15 protein-coding genes and 2 pseudogenes are annotated in these 14,013 nt (G+C 73.2%); 9 read left to right on the top strand and 8 right to left on the bottom strand.

All coding sequences use genetic code 11. The features are described from left to right. Positions 1 to 252 precede the first annotated feature (252 nt). Entirely contained in the window at positions 253 to 552 is a 300-nt protein-coding gene (locus tag ABZ497_RS21600) for a WhiB family transcriptional regulator (protein ID WP_329485741.1), read from the top strand. 257 nt (positions 553 to 809) lie between these two features. Here the strand turns inward: ABZ497_RS21600 and ABZ497_RS21595 are convergent, their stop codons facing one another. Continuing rightward, positions 810 to 1,499 (bottom strand): GNAT family N-acetyltransferase, encoded by a 690-nt coding sequence (locus ABZ497_RS21595; RefSeq protein ID WP_359807519.1) that lies wholly within the window; start codon positions 1,497 to 1,499, stop codon positions 810 to 812. A gap of 104 nt (positions 1,500 to 1,603) precedes the next feature. Further along, on the bottom strand, positions 1,604 to 2,446 hold the full coding sequence (locus tag ABZ497_RS21590; RefSeq protein WP_359807517.1) for a hypothetical protein: 843 nt from the start codon (positions 2,444 to 2,446) through the stop codon (positions 1,604 to 1,606). 188 nt (positions 2,447 to 2,634) lie between these two features. On the opposite strand from ABZ497_RS21590, the gene ABZ497_RS21585 reads away from it, so the two are divergent. Continuing rightward, entirely contained in the window at positions 2,635 to 3,273 is a 639-nt protein-coding gene (locus tag ABZ497_RS21585) for a DUF1345 domain-containing protein (RefSeq protein WP_359807514.1), read from the top strand. 48 nt (positions 3,274 to 3,321) lie between these two features. Here ABZ497_RS21585 and ABZ497_RS21580 read toward each other — a convergent pair whose 3' ends face one another. Together ABZ497_RS21580 and ABZ497_RS21575 are read right to left on the bottom strand one after the other, a co-directional pair. Next, positions 3,322 to 4,314 (bottom strand): DUF5937 family protein, encoded by a 993-nt coding sequence (locus ABZ497_RS21580; RefSeq protein WP_359807512.1) that lies wholly within the window; start codon positions 4,312 to 4,314, stop codon positions 3,322 to 3,324. Between the two features lie 373 nt (positions 4,315 to 4,687). Further along, complete coding sequence (locus ABZ497_RS21575) at positions 4,688 to 5,356, bottom strand: class I SAM-dependent methyltransferase (RefSeq protein WP_359807511.1); 669 nt, start codon at positions 5,354 to 5,356, stop codon at positions 4,688 to 4,690. A gap of 290 nt (positions 5,357 to 5,646) precedes the next feature. Between ABZ497_RS21575 and ABZ497_RS21570 the strand changes: the two genes are divergently transcribed. Both ABZ497_RS21570 and ABZ497_RS21565 read left to right on the top strand, forming a co-directional pair. Continuing rightward, on the top strand, positions 5,647 to 7,095 hold the full coding sequence (locus tag ABZ497_RS21570) for a condensation domain-containing protein (RefSeq protein ID WP_359807508.1): 1,449 nt from the start codon (positions 5,647 to 5,649) through the stop codon (positions 7,093 to 7,095). A 189-nt stretch (positions 7,096 to 7,284) separates the two neighbouring features. Further along, positions 7,285 to 7,554: a hypothetical protein gene (locus ABZ497_RS21565; protein ID WP_359807506.1), complete on the top strand. Its 270-nt coding sequence runs from the start codon at positions 7,285 to 7,287 to the stop codon at positions 7,552 to 7,554. Here the strand turns inward: ABZ497_RS21565 and ABZ497_RS21560 are convergent. Continuing rightward, positions 7,548 to 8,063, bottom strand: a complete 516-nt coding sequence (locus tag ABZ497_RS21560; RefSeq protein WP_329485751.1) for a DinB family protein — start codon at positions 8,061 to 8,063, stop codon at positions 7,548 to 7,550. The two genes, ABZ497_RS21565 and ABZ497_RS21560, sit on opposite strands and share 7 nt — an antisense overlap. A 215-nt stretch (positions 8,064 to 8,278) precedes the next feature. Between ABZ497_RS21560 and ABZ497_RS21555 the strand changes: the two genes are divergently transcribed. Together ABZ497_RS21555 and ABZ497_RS21550 are read left to right on the top strand one after the other, a co-directional pair. After that, positions 8,279 to 9,973, top strand: a complete 1,695-nt coding sequence (locus ABZ497_RS21555) for a sodium:solute symporter family protein (RefSeq protein WP_359807503.1) — start codon at positions 8,279 to 8,281, stop codon at positions 9,971 to 9,973. A 13-nt stretch (positions 9,974 to 9,986) separates the two neighbouring features. Continuing rightward, positions 9,987 to 10,295, top strand: a complete 309-nt coding sequence (locus ABZ497_RS21550; RefSeq protein WP_359807501.1) for a hypothetical protein — start codon at positions 9,987 to 9,989, stop codon at positions 10,293 to 10,295. An 82-nt stretch (positions 10,296 to 10,377) separates the two neighbouring features. On the opposite strand, the gene ABZ497_RS21545 is transcribed toward ABZ497_RS21550, so the two are convergent. Next, positions 10,378 to 10,698, bottom strand: a complete 321-nt coding sequence (locus ABZ497_RS21545) for a hypothetical protein (RefSeq protein WP_359807498.1) — start codon at positions 10,696 to 10,698, stop codon at positions 10,378 to 10,380. 304 nt (positions 10,699 to 11,002) lie between these two features. Between ABZ497_RS21545 and ABZ497_RS21540 the strand changes: the two are divergent. Continuing rightward, a pseudogene (locus tag ABZ497_RS21540) lies at positions 11,003 to 11,191 on the top strand (helix-turn-helix domain-containing protein); the annotation flags it as partial. Positions 11,192 to 11,299: 108 nt separating this feature from the next. On the opposite strand, the gene ABZ497_RS21535 reads toward ABZ497_RS21540, so the two are convergent. Continuing rightward, complete coding sequence (locus ABZ497_RS21535) at positions 11,300 to 11,779, bottom strand: hypothetical protein (RefSeq protein ID WP_359807496.1); 480 nt, start codon at positions 11,777 to 11,779, stop codon at positions 11,300 to 11,302. A 425-nt stretch (positions 11,780 to 12,204) separates the two neighbouring features. Here ABZ497_RS21535 and ABZ497_RS21530 point away from each other — a divergent pair, with 425 nt between their 5' ends. Then, on the top strand, positions 12,205 to 12,663 hold the full coding sequence (locus tag ABZ497_RS21530; RefSeq protein WP_359807493.1) for a hypothetical protein: 459 nt from the start codon (positions 12,205 to 12,207) through the stop codon (positions 12,661 to 12,663). Between the two features lie 90 nt (positions 12,664 to 12,753). Next, positions 12,754 to 13,599, top strand: a complete 846-nt coding sequence (locus ABZ497_RS21525) for an NAD(P)H-binding protein (RefSeq protein ID WP_359807491.1) — start codon at positions 12,754 to 12,756, stop codon at positions 13,597 to 13,599. Positions 13,600 to 13,922: 323 nt separating this feature from the next. On the opposite strand, the pseudogene ABZ497_RS21520 reads toward ABZ497_RS21525, so the two are convergent. After that, a pseudogene (locus ABZ497_RS21520) lies at positions 13,923 to 14,013 on the bottom strand (hypothetical protein); the annotation flags it as partial.

The following is a 14,013-nucleotide window of genomic DNA, read 5'->3' as shown; positions in this document are numbered from 1 at the left end:
CTCCCGGGGCCCCGGACCCGGACGACACGATCCGGACGGGGCTCGGCGACCTCGCCCGCGCCGCAGCCGGGCGGCGGCCTGCTCCGTCCGGTGCGGGCGGCGGTGGCCGCCCGGGCCGCTCCGGCCGGTCCGGTTCCCGGCGCGACGGGGCACCGGCGGCGAACCCGGCCCGGGACGGCAGGCATGAAACGACCGATCCGGGTCAGACGAGGCACGCACCGCGCCCGTTCGTCGTCGACAAGGAGCCGTAGCGTGAGCGACATCTCCCACCTGCCCGGCACACCGGAGCACCGTTGGAACCGGCCGCAGCACGCCGCGTGCCGGAGCACCGACGGCAGGCGCCTCTTCCAGCGCGTGGGCGCCGCCGACGCGGGCCACGGCGAGGCCGAGGAAGCGGCCAAGGCCCTCTGCGGTGACTGCCCGGTGCGGATCGAGTGCCGCCGCCACGCCCTCGCCGCGCGGGAGCCGTTCGGCGTCTGGGGCGGGCTGGGCGCCGAGGAGCGCCACGCCCTCTTCGTCCACGACCGGACTGTCGTCCGCCCGGCCGCCTGACGTCCCGGGCTTCCTACGTTCCCGGACGCCTGACGTCCGGGGCTTCCTGACCTCCCGGGGTCGGTCGCACCGCCGGACGGCTCCGCAGCCCTGGAGCCGGGACCGATCCCCGAGCCCGGCCGGCCGAGGCCATGCCGCGGCCGGCCGGGCACCGGCAGCCCCGCACACGCGGGCGGCGGTGGCGCGGCGGGGCTCCTCGCCCGCGCCGCGCCACCGCCGCGGGCGGCACGGCGCACACCGTGCCGCCGTGGTGGCGGTCAGCCGCGCCGGACGGCCAGCTCGATCTCGCGGGCGGTCCCGTCCCCCGGCGCGGGGAGGTGGTGGCCGGTGGGCTCGAAGCCGGTCTTCCGGTACATCGCCCCGGCCCGGCCGTTGGCCTCGTGGACGAAGAGCCGCACCCGCTCGACGTGCGGCTCGGCGAGCGACCAGGACCAGTCCAGGGCGGCCTCGAAGAGCCCCCGCGCGACACCGCTGCCGCGCGCCTCGGACCGCACGAAGACGCCGACGACATGGGTCTGCGCCTGCTCCGGGACATCACCGAAGAAGGTCGCCGTACCGGCGTGCTCGACCAGCACCGAGACGGTGCCGAGCCAGCGCCCGTCGGCCGCCTCCGCGACGAACTGCCGCGCGGCGACGCCCTCGGCCGCACCGGCGGCGCGCTCCTGCCAGAACTCGTCCGGCTGGGCGGCCGCCTTCTCGTAGCTGTCGTGGAAGGCGATGGGCGCCGCCGGATCGAGCAGCGCGTCCAGCCGGAGCTGCTTGATCTTCGGCCAGTCCTCGGCGTCCACCGCCCTGATGATGTGCTTCATGCGCATGATCATCCCACCGCCACCGGCCGGCCCCGCGGCGGGGGGAGCCGCCCGCCCGAACGGCGGGACGAAGGCCAGCAGCTCGGCGACGAGCAGCAGGTCCCCGTCCCCGGAGGCGAGCGGCGAAGGAGTGGACACCCCGAGTGGATCTTGGAGGCTCCCGGGCCGGTTCCCGTGATCCGCGTCACCGGGGCCGCCCGGGGCGGGGCGACGGACCTCGGGCACCCGCCCCGCCGGTGCGGTCAGCGGCCGAGCACCGCGTCCGCGGCCTGGCCCGCCTGGGCCTGCTCGATGCGCTTGGCCAGCAGGACGGCGAGGCGCTGCGCCGTCGCGGTGTCCGCCGGGCCGTCCTCGGTGGTCACGGTGGCGACCACGGTGCCGGCCCGCATCACGACGGCGATGCCGTCCCGGCCGCCGGGCTCGCCCTGCCAGGCCCGGCTCTCGGTGCCGATGGCGGGCAGCTCCACGGCGTGGTAGCGGGTGGCGTCTCCGTACGCCGCGTACGCCGCCTTGAGCTTGTCCTGGGCGGCCGCCTTGGTCGGCAGGGTGTCGACGAGGAAGCGCGCGACCACGTCGCCGGAGCTGAACCTCGCCTCGCCGCTGAGCGGCTTGCCGTTGCAGGCCGCGGGGTTCTGGCAGTCCGCGGAGTGGTCGGTGAGGTCGACCCGCCGCTTCTCCTGCTCCCAGCCGGTCATCGCGGCCTGGTCCGGCATCAGCTGCAGGACGGCCCGGTAGTCGAGCAGCGGCGTCGCGGCGTCGCTCCAGACGGGCATCGGGACGGTGCCGGCCGCCGGGCCGCCACCGGGCGCGGCGGTACCGCCGGACGGCGCCGCGCCGGGCGCCGGGGCACCGCCGGCGGCCGCACCGGGCGAGGCGCCCGCGCCGCCGGTGGAGGCCTGCGGCGACGCGGTGCCCGCACCCGCGCTCGCCTCCGCGCTCGCACCGGCACCGGCCGTCGCCGTGCCCCGGCCGGCCGCCGCGGCGGCGTCGCCCGAGGCCTTCGAACCGCTGGAGCCGCAGGCCGTCAGGACCCCCAGCAGCACCCCGGCCGTAGCCACCGTCATCGTGCGACCGACCAACTTCACAGCACTCTCCCTCGTACCCCGGTGTCCGTGGACCGCCAAGGAACCATAGCCCCGACCTCCCCCGCTCCGTCCCGCCCCTCCCCCTTCGCCGGTCGGGGCCCGTTCTCCGGGCTCCCGCGCCCGGCTGCGCCCGGGCCCAGCCGCGGATACGCTGACGCCGACCCCTGCCGTCAGCGCCTGAGGCCCCCATGAACCACTCGTTGGTCCTCTCCGCCGTCCCGCGGCTCGCCGGCTCGGCCATCCTCGGAGCGGCCCTCGGAACGGTCGTCGCCGTCCTGACGGGCGTGCCGCTGGGCGTCCTCGCCGGCATCGCCGGAGCGGAGACGGCCTTCGTCGTGGCGGGGTGGATCGTCCTGTGGCCGATGGACGCCGCCGCCACCCGCCGCAACGTCCGGCGCGAAGAGTTCCGGCCCGCCCTGGAGGAGTTCGCCGTCGTCACCGCCGCGCTGTGCGGACTGGTCGGCATCGTGCTGCTGTTCCTGGCCAGCCGCTCCGACCTGAGCCGGGCCGCGGCCGCGACGGCCCTCTGCGGCGTGTTCACGGCCTGGGCGGCGCTCCACCTGATGTACGCCACCCGCTACGCGTACATCTACTACGGGAGCCCCGGCGGCGGGATCGACTTCAACACCGAGGTCCCGCCACGGTACAGCGACTTCCTGTACTTCAGCTACAACCTCGGCATGACGTACCAGGTCTCCGACACCAGCGTCTCCAGTACCGGGCTGCGGGCGGTCGTGCTGCGGCACTGCCTGCTGTCCTACGTCTTCGGCGCCAGCATCCTGGCCACCACCATCAACCTCGTCGCCGACATCGCCACCGGCCGCTGAACCGCCGCCCGGCCCGGCGCTCCGGACGGCCTTCGGAGGGCCGCCGGGTCAGTGCCCGGCCGGGGCCAGCAGGGCGTCCGCGAGCGCGGTGCGGGCGTAGAGGACGGAGCGGCCGCTGCGGTGCGCGGTCACCAGGCCGGCGTTGCGCAGGGCCGTCAGGTGCTGGGAGACGCCGGCCGCGGACAGGCCGGACCGCTGGGCGAGCCGGGTGGTAGACGCGGGCGTGTCCAGCTCGGTCAGCAGCATCGTGCGGGAGCGGCCCAGCACGGCGGCCACCGCGTCCGGGGAGGTGGTGGCCCGGGGCTCCCAGAGGTTGCCGATCCCGCGCGCCGGATAGGCGAGCTGCGGCGGCTCCGGCGCCACCGACCGGGTCAGCACCTTCGGCCAGGCGAACGCGGAGGGCACCAGGAGCAGCCCGGAACCGACCTGGTCACGGGTCAGCGCGCAGTGCCGGCGGACCAGCCGCAGGGTGCCGTCGTCCCACCGGACGGAGTCGTGCAGCTCGTTGAGCACGTGGGCCGAGCCGTGCTCCGCCACCTGCCGCGCCCGGTGGAACACATCGGCTTCGAGCAACCGCCGGATCCGCTCCCAGTAGGGCGCGAGGGCGAGCTCCCAGTAGGCCTCGACCTCCGCCGTGACCTTCGCCAACGCCTCCTCCGGAGCCTCGGACAGGATCCGGAACCGGGCAAGCGCCCCGTCGTCGCGCTCGGCGGCCAGCATCCCGAGCTCGACCCGCACCCGCTCGGGCGCGGTCCGCCGGATCGCCTCCAGCTCGGTGGCGAGCGTGGGGAACGGGCCGGCCGGAGTCGGATTGAGGAAGTCCGCGAGGTAGCCGTCGACGGGCACGAGCTCCGCCAACCACCCCCGGTCGAGCCCCGCCCGCACCAGCCGCGGCCGGACCTGCTCGGCCCACCGCCGGTGCAACGGCTGCTCGTCCGCCCGCCGCAGCAGCCGGAAGCTGGTGACGACCTCCCACATGGGCGACACCGCGAACCGCGTCTGCGCCAGGTCCGCCGCGGAGAAACTCAGCCCCGACTGCATCCGCCCCACCCTCCCTCGCCCTCCGCCCGAGCCTAATCGACGGGGCCCGGGGCATCGACGAACTCGCCCTCGAACCGACCTCCTCGCTGCCCTCCCAGCGTCGACCGCCTGCGGGAGGACTCGCGGGAGACGCTGCCCGGGTCGGGCATCTACCTCATCCGGCCGGGCAGCGGGGCGCGGGACGTGACCATGGTCTGACCAGGTCCGGCCGGGCAGGGTGGACCTGGATGCGCCCAGGGGGGCGGGGGCGTCGGGCCGGGGACTCGGGCGGCGGTCGCCCCTTCCGTCACCACGGCCCCGGCCCGTACCGCCACGCCTCCGGGCCGCACCGCGTCGACCGGTGGCAGGTACGCCCTGGTCCGGTGCCCGATCCTCAGCCCGGCCGCTTGGCCATGATGACCAGGCCCGGTCCGACGTGCTCGTCCGCGGGGAGCCGGAGTTCGGCGACCGGGCGCAGTCCGGCCTGCTCGATCAGGTGCGTGAGCGGCTCGGGCCGCCACTTGTGGGTCGTCCAGCGGACGGGGACGCCTCCGTAGGCCTCGGTGCGCAGCGCGTCCTCGTCGCCGACATGGGTCGCGGTGATGAAGTGGCCGCCCGGCACCAGGGCGCGCGCGAACATGGCCAGGACCTGGGGAAGGACGTCACGCGGGAGGTTGAACAGTGACCACCAGCCGAGCAGGCCGCCGTGGGAGGCGTCGGCGAGGTCCAGGTCGGTGACAGAGCTGACGCCGAACCGGCACTGCGGGTGAAGGCGGCGCGCGTTCTCGATCATGCGGGGGGAGAGATCGACGCCGGACACGTCGAGGCCGCGCTCGGCGAGGTAGGCGGTCACCGTTCCGGGCCCGCAGCCGACGTCGAGCACGGGCCCGAGGCCGCTCACGGTGTCGGCGAAGGCGTCGATCGACGCCTTGAGCCACGGGTGGGTCCGGATGTCGCCGATCCCCGTGGTCGCCACCATGCGGGCGTAGTTGTCGGCCACGCGGTCATAGGACTCGCGGACCACGTCGAGATCGGACGGTCGGTCGATGGGGTGAGCGCGCATCAGCCAACGATAGGCCTGTGCGACGGTCTGCCGCCGGGGTCTTGTGGCCGTGGTCGCCGCCTGCCCGGGGGACCGAGCCTGCCGGCTCGGCCGCGGTGACCCGGTCCGGCGGGCATCAGGGCGTGCCCTGACGGCCTGTTGATCGTTGCTTGATTGGTCCGTCACCAACACCCCGTCGGCCGAGACGCGTACGGGACGTGACGCCGGAACGCCCGCGGCGAGGACGGGCCGACGGGTGGCGGCGGTGGCCGGAACCGCCGGCGCACCGCGAGTCGAGAGAGGGAGCACCTGTGCGTATCACCGACCTGGCCCGCTGCGACGCCCGTCCGGGGCGTGTCATGGAATGGACCCTCCACCCGTCCACCATCGACGCCGCCACGGCCCTGGCGGACGACCTCCGCCCGCTCTCCCACCTCCAGCAGTCGCACCTGCGCACCGCGCGGACCGTACGCGACAACGGCCTGACCATGCCGACCTGGATCGGCACCCGGTTCAGCCTGCCCGGCCCGGCGGACCCGGCCGTGCTGGAGGCCACCCTGCTCGACTGGACCCTGCGCCACGAGACGCTGCGCAGCGGATTCCGCCGCCGCACCGAGGGCGTCCGCCGGTTCACGATCGGCGCCGGTTCGGTGGCCCTGCACCGGCACGAGGCAGGGGTGTTCGACCGGGCGGAGGAGCTGGTCACCTACCTGCAGAACCGTTTCGACGCCGCGACGAACGCGCTCGAATGGCCGAACTACATCTACGCGGCCGTCCTGCGCGAGGACGGCACGGACGTCTACCTCGCCTTCGACCACAGCAACGTGGACGCGTACTCGCTGTTCCGCATCCCCGCGGAGGTCCACGAGCTCTACGACACCCGCCGGGGCGGCGGCGAACCGCGAGCGGTCGAGGTCGGAAGCTACCTCGACTTCTGCGAACTCGAATGCGCGCACGCGGAGCAGGTCGACGAGATCCACTCGGCGGTCGCCCGCTGGCGGGAGTTCATGGCCGGCTGCGACGACCGGCTGCCGAGGTTCCCGCTCGACCTCGGTCTGGAGCCGGAGGAGCCGATGCCCGCCCAACGGCTGATGACCGAGATGCTGGTGGGCGAGGAGCACGCCGCCGGGTTCGAGCGGTACTGCCGCCCCTTCGGGGGCACGCTGGCCGGCATCCTGGCCGCCAGCGCGCTGATCGCCCGGGACCTCGGCGGGCACGACGTGTACCGGACGGTGGTGCCGTTCCACACCAGGGCGGCCTCCCAGTGGCAGGACTCGCTGGGCTGGTACGTCGGCGTCGTACCCATCGAGATCCCCGCGGCCGACGCCCCCGACCTCCGGAGCGCGCTGGCGATGGCGCGCTCCGAGCTGCACGCGAACCGCCGGCTCGCCCGCACCCCGCTGGCCCGGATCCTGCACCTGCTCGGCTCGGACTTCCGTCCGACCTCGCCCGACCTGCACTCGCTCATGTCGTTCGTCGACGCCAGGGCCGTCCCCGGAGCCGAGCGCTGGACCGAGCAGAACGCCTGCGCGACGGTCCGGGTCTCCCACGGCGACCAGGCTTGCGTCTGGATCACCCGACTCCACGAGGGTCTGCACCTCGCCTGCCGCCACCCCGACACCACCGTCGCCGCCCAGTCCCTGCGCGCCTACGCGGACGCGCTGCGCGACACCGTCGTACGGGTCGCCGAGGACGGCGGCGACCTCGTGCCGGGGAGGAAGCACGCAGTGGTGGACGCCCTCGCTCCCCTGCCGGCCTGAGTTGCCCGAGCGGCCCGAGTGACGGGGGCGGCCTGAGCGACGAGGCGACCTGAGTGACGGGGCGACCTGAGTGACGGGGCGGCGGCCGCGTCGGGGGCCGGCTCCGACCGGCGGTCCTCGCGTTCACCCGATCTCGTCGCCGATCTCCCCGTACAGTGCAGCCGAGCGGGTGCTACGCCACCGCACCTGGTGCTGTGGCTGATCACCGCTCTGTACGGCTACGAGCGGGACGAGCGCGACGCGTTCGTGCGCGCGTGCGCCCGGAGAGAGCGTCCGCCGGGCGTCCCGCCGGAGGTCGCGGCGATCCTCACCCGCCACGCCCCGCTCGCCGCGGTGATGACGGACTTCTACCGCAGGCTCCAGCGGGAGAGCAGGCGAACCCCGTATCCGGTGGACGAGATCCGCCGGATCGGACGGTTGGACGGCTGGTCCATCGCGGGGCATCGCCCGGGTCAGTAATAGCCCTTGGTGCCGTCGAGGAGCTCCCGGACGATGTCGGCGTGGCCGGCGTGGCGCCCGGTCTCCTCGACGAGGTGGATCAGCATCCAGCGGAGGTTGGCGCCACCGGAGCGGAAGCCGGAGTGACGGCCGACGTCGTCCAGGGAGGCCGCGGCGACGATCTCGTTGCTCCGGGCGCACTGGGCCTCGTACTCCGCGAGCAGCTCGGCCAGGGAGCGGTCGCCGGGCTGCCAGTCGGCGTCCTCGCCCGACTCGGCGAACGACGGGTTCTGCTTCTCGTCGCCGCCGAGGAACAGGACCTCCAGCCAGGTGTGCTCGGTCCAGCGCATATGAGTGATGAGGCCGGCCATCGTCATGGCCGGTGAACTCGGGAGGACGGAGCGACGAGCGTCCTCCTCCGTCAGCCCCTCGCACTTCCAGCGAAGGATCTGCCGCTGCAGGTCCAACCAGCCGATGAGCGCGGTACGTTCGTCGGCCTGAAGTGGGGGGCGTTCCAGTTCGGGTGTCATATCGGCGCAGGCTACCGGCCTGCCCGGGGCCGTGGCACCTGGTTTTCCGGACGGCCGGGCGGTGTCCGTCGGCCGGTCGGTATCTGTCGGCCGGTCGGTGTCGGCCGGTCGGTCGAGCGACTCGCCCACGGGCGGGTGACGCCGGGTGGCAGGCGGGCGCGCCGCTGCTAGAAGTCCGGAAGCGGAGAAGCTCCACGTAACGGATCGAGGCAGCAGTGAACTCCCTTGCCGAGGCAAGCCTCCGGCTGGATGCCGAGCCGGTCGACTACGCCCTGCTCGCCGTCTACTTCGCCCTGGTGCTGGGCATCGGCTCGCTCGCCCGCAGGTCGGTCTCCTCCAGCCTGGACTTCTTCCTGGCCGGCCGGTCGCTGCCCGCCTGGATCACCGGCCTGGCGTTCATCTCGGCCAACCTCGGGGCGGTGGAGATCTTCGGGATGACCGCCAACGGCGCGCAGTTCGGCATCCCGACCGTGCACTACTACTGGATCGGCGCGATCCCGGCCATGGTCTTCCTCGGCCTGGTCATGATGCCGTTCTACTACGGGTCCAAGGTGCGCAGCGTCCCGGAGTTCCTGCGGTTGCGGTTCGGCCGCTTCGCGCACCTGGTGAACGCGCTCAGCTTCGCGCTCGCCCAGGTGCTGATCGCCGGGGTCAACCTGTACGCGCTCAGCACGGTGGTCAACGCCCTGCTGGGCTGGCCGCTGTGGTCCTCCGTGCTGGTGGCGGCGCTGATCGTGCTGGCGTACACGACGCTGGGCGGGCTCTCGGCCGCGGTGTACAACGAGGTGATGCAGTTCTTCCTGATCGTCGCCATGCTGGTGCCGATCACCCTGGTCGGGCTGCACCGGGTGGGCGGCTGGGACGGGCTGAGCGACCGGATCCGGGCGGTGAACGCCGACGCGGCGGAGCAGTTGAACGCCTGGCCGGCCAGCAACCTGACCGGGATCGCCAACGCCACCCTGTCCGTGCTGGGCATCGTGTTCGGCCTCGGGTTCGTGCTGTCGTTCGGCTACTGGACGACGAACTTCGCGGAGGTGCAGCGCGCGCTGGCGGCGAGGAACATGTCGGCGGCCCGGCGCACGCCGCTGATCGGCGCGTACCCGAAGGCGCTGATCGCGCTGGTCATCGTGATCCCGGGGATGCTGGCCGCGGTCCTCTCGCCGGAGCTGGCGCGGTACAAGGCGGCGGGCGGCACGTCGACCGAGGGCGTCACGTACAACAACGCGATCGAACTGCTCATCCGCGACCTGCTGCCCAACGGCATGCTGGGGGTGGCGATCACCGGGCTGCTGGCGGCCTTCATGGCGGGCATGGCGGCCAACGTGAGCTCGTTCAACACGGTGTTCACCTACGACCTCTGGCAGGCGTACGTGGTCAGGGGCCGGTCGGACGCGTACTACCTGCGGGTGGGCCGGACGGTCACCGTGCTCGGCTGCGCGATCGCGGTCGGCACCGCGTTCATCGCCAGTGGCTACAACAACATCATGGACTACCTCCAGACGCTGTTCTCGTTCTTCAACGCCCCGCTGTTCGCCACGTTCATCCTGGGGATGTTCTGGAAGCGGACGACGCCGCTCGCGGGCGGGATCGGGCTGATCGTCGGAACGGCGGCCGCCGTGACGGTGGACCAGCTCGTCCGCCACGACGTGCTGCACCTGGCGGGTCAGGGGCCCAGCTTCGTCGCGGCGAGCGCCGCCTTCGTCCTGGACATCGCGGTCAGCGTCGCGGTCTCGCTGGCCACCCGGCCCAAGCCGGACAGCGAACTGGTGGGCCTGGTCTGGTCGCTGACGCCCAGGGACCGGATCAAGGAGGGCGACACCGCCGAGGACGCGGGCTGGTACCGCAGCCCCGCGCTGCTCGGGGCCGGGGCCCTGCTGCTCGCCACCGTACTCAACGTGATCTTCTGGTGAGAGGAGCGAGGACATGACGGATCCGACGACGGGGGCGGCCGGGCCGGCGGCCGTGAAGGCCGGGATCTTCGACCTGCGCCTGATCCTCGCGCTGCTCTTCTGCGTCTACGGCACCGTGCTGACCGTGCTGGGCGCCACCGCCACCTCTCAGGCCGACCTCGACCGGGCGGGCGGCGCGAACGTGAACCTCTGGGTGGGCGTCGGCATGCTGGTCGGGGCGGCGCTCTTCGCCGGCTGGGCGAGGCTGCGGCCGGTCCGGCTGCCGCCGGGAGCGGCGGAGCCGACGGGCTCCACGACGGGCTCCACGGGGCCGGAGCAGTAGGGCCGCCGCGGGTACGGGGTGGGGCGGCCGGCCGTGGCGGACGCCCGTCCTCCGGCGGCGGTGCCACCACCGGGCGGCGGTGTCACCACCAGGCCGGGCGCTGCCAGGGTTCCACGGTCACCCGGCCGACCGGGAGGATCACGGCGTTGCGACGGCGGCGCAGGGCGTCCGGGGTGTCGGCCCTGAGGAGAGCCGCCTCCCGCGCCTGGCCGCTGCTGTCGGCCCACTCGACGAAGGTCTGGGTGCCGGCCCGGCCGTCGGGGAAGGTCACCGGGACGGTGACGCACCAGGGGCTGCTGCTGCGCCCGCTCCAGGCGGCGACCTGACCCGCGCCCCGGGCGGTGCAGGACGCCGCCGGCACCGGGGCGGGCTCCGATGGCGGGGCGAAGACGGATGTGAACATGGCTCTCTCCGGGTGTGACGCGCCTGCGGAAGCCGTGCTGTCTTCTTCCGGGTGGCGGATTCCGTCGCCGAGCGGCGTTTCGGACCGGCGGCGCTGTGGGGGCGATGCGGGTGGGGGCGGTGCCGTGTTCGGTACCGGGAGGAGAGCGGGGTGTGCTCCATCATGTTTCAACAGATTCAAACGCTTATGAACAACATGAAACGCCGGTTGCGGAAGGGCGTCAAGACCTACCGGACAGAAATGTTCGCGTGCGGGGCGGCGTCCGGAGGAGGTCGGGGTGCCCGCCTACGGGGAGCGCCGGCGCGTGCCGGGCCTTCGCCGGGCGCTGCTGGCGGGGGTGAGCGCCTCCTCCTACGCCCGCTTGGAACAGGGGCACTCGCCGAACGCCTAGCCGGAGGTGCTGGACGGGATCGCCCGGGCCCTGCGGCTGGACGAGTCCGAGTGCCGCCACGTGCACGACCTGGCCCGATCGGCCGGGCCCCGCGGCCGGCGGCGCGCCGGAGTTCGGCGTCCTGCAGCCGGTACGGGCCTACCCGGGCCGGCCCGGGTCGGCCCGGGTCGACCTGCGGGGCTCTGCCACCTCACTCGATGTCACTCGATATCACTCGATTCCGAGGGGTCCGACGCCCAGGTCCTCACGCATGAGGCGACGCATCCGCGCCATGGCCTCGCGTCGCCGCGCTATCAGGGGCGCGTCGTCGGCCGAGCCGACCGCCGCTCCCCGGGCGTAGGCGTCGCGGATCGCCCGCAGGCAGTGGAACGCCTCGTTCCCGGCCTCCACGACCGGCGACGGGCCCACGAGCCACAGGCGTTCGCTCGCCGTGTAGAGGCCGGTGCGCCGCACCGCCTCCCGAACCGCCGCGTCGCGGGCCGAATCCGACATGTGGTCGCCCAGGGCGACGGCCCGGATCTCCTCACCCGCGGCCTTGAGCGCGGAGACGTACTCCGTGTAGACCTCGCGCCGCACGTCCAGCGCATGCCTGGCCTCCTCCCGCCGCCACCGGTTGCGGTCGGCGATCAGCGTGGCGGCGATGCCGATGACGGCACCGGTCAGTGTGGAGAGCAGAGGCGTCCAGTCCATGGGCCCCAGCTTGTCCAAACCGCTGCGCCGGTACCAGAGGCTTTCGCTGCGAACGCCCGGGGCCGGCCACACGGGAGCCTTCCGCGCGACGGGAGGGACCGGATCCGGGACGGCCCCGGGGCCGTCCCGGTCGGGTGCGCGCGGTACTTCAGCGGCCGGGGACGACGATGCCCTGGGTGGACGGCCTACCTTGTGCCGAGCCGTGCCGTGTCCGCGGCCAATCCGGTTTGTCCGCTGGTCACCTGCGCCGCAGCCGAGTTCGGTGGATGGACAATCGGGCATGCCTGCACTGTGGGAGCTTCATCAGGCCATCGGACAACATGTCGAAGCCTGCGACGGGACACCCCGGGGTTTCCGGCACGGAGACGGTCCCCCGGCAGTCCCGTCCCGACCCTAGACACCCACGGCACTCGAAGGAGCTCGCCATGCTCGTCAAGAAGCACCTCGCGACGGTACTCGCGGCCACGGTCCTCGCCGGAGGCTTCGTCGGCCTCTCCGCCGGCGCGGCCCACGCCTACCCCCGGGTCGACAAGTGCGGGAGCGCGTACGACTTCAAGCAGAGCTGGGACATCACGGACAACGCCCGAACGAGCGTGGTGGTCGGCTTCATCGACATCTACTACAACAGCGGAAACGGGATCAACTGTGCGATCGCCCGCGGGAAGGACGGGGCCGTCACCGGTCACCACGACATCCGGGTCGCGATACGACGCTCCGGAACGAGCGACTGGATCCAGGACGGCGCCGGGAGCAACTACTCCAGCTACGCGGGCCCGGTCTACACGTACGCCAAGGGGGCCTGCATCGACTTCGTCGGCGGGCTGATGTACAACGAGTTCGCAGGTCAAGGGGCATCCGGCTACAGCTCCAAGCACTGCGGCTGAAGCGAGGAAGACGTTCTGCGGCGGGGGGATTCCCGAGCGCCGGGGCCCGGCAGACGGAATAGTCCGAGCAGGGCCGAGGCTGGGCTGATCATGAGTGAGATTCTTGTGACGGGCGCGACCGGCAACGTCGGCCGACACGTGGTTGCTCGGCTCCTGGCCGCGGGCGCCGAGGTGCGGGCGCTGGCGCGTGATCCCGAAACGGCCGGGCTGCCGGAGGGAGTGGAGGTCGTCAGCGGGGACCTGTCCGTGCCGGCCACCCTCGATGTGGCGCTGGAGGGGACCAGCGCAGTGTTCCTGGTCTGGCCCTTCCTGACGACCGAGGGCGCGCCCGCCGTCCTGGAGGCGCTTGCACGACGTGTCGGGCGCATCGTCTATCTCTCGTCGTCGGGCGTCAACGAGGCGGCCGAGCGGCAGACCGATCCGATCAACCAGCTCCACGCCGACATGGAGCGCATGATCGAGGAATCCGGCCTGGAGTGGACTTTCCTACGGTCGAACACCATCGCGTCCAACGCGCGAGGGTGGGGCGAGCAGGTCCGCGCCACGCGCACCGTTCGCGGTCCCGGTATCGCCGCCACCGCGGTGATCCACGAGGGCGACATCGCGGCTGTGGCGGTTCCTGTCCTGACCGGTGACGGGCACGTGGGCGCGAGGCTTGTCCTGACGGGTCCGCAGGTACTGAGCAGGGCCGAACAGGTCCATGCGATCGGGGAGGCCATCGGTCGCCCGGTGGCGTTCGAGGAAGTCCCCGTAGAGGTCGCGCGACGGCAGATGCTGGCTGACGGCAGGCCACCCGCACTCGTCGAGGCGCTGTTGGCCAGCGCCGAGACCCGGCCCGCATCGAACGTGATCACCTCCACCGTGGAACAGATCACCGGAGTTCCCGCGCGCACGTTCCGCACATGGGCGGAGGAGCACGCGGAGGAGTTCCGCTAGGTTCGCCGTCCGGGTCCAGGACACCGGCCGCCCCCACCCGGCACCAGACCCCGGCGATCCTCGGCCGCCGGGGCCTCGTCGCACTGCCGGGATGGTCCGCACGAACATCGAGATGTCCAGCCGGATCCGGGGGCGAGCCGCGGACGCCACGGACTGCCGGCCCTCGTCGCCATCGACGCGATCGCGGCCGCCGGCGACGAAGCGCGGGCCCGGAGCATTCGTCGGTGGTTGGACCAGGGATCCGTCAGCGTCGCCGAAGATCCGTCAGGCATCCTGGGCTACGGCGTTCTGGAGTACACGTTCTTCGAACAGGGCTTCGTGGCGGCGCAGTCCGCCTCGGTGCTGTACTGCCAGAACGCCCAGACGACGTCGAGCACGCCCGCCTCGTAGGCCCGGTCGGCGCTGCCCGTGGTG

The sequence above is a fragment of the Kitasatospora sp. NPDC005751 genome, assembly GCF_040630835.1.
GTDB lineage: Bacteria > Actinomycetota > Actinomycetes > Streptomycetales > Streptomycetaceae > Kitasatospora.
Note: the sequence above shows the minus strand (reverse complement) of the source record. Positions and strands in the feature narration are given on the sequence as shown.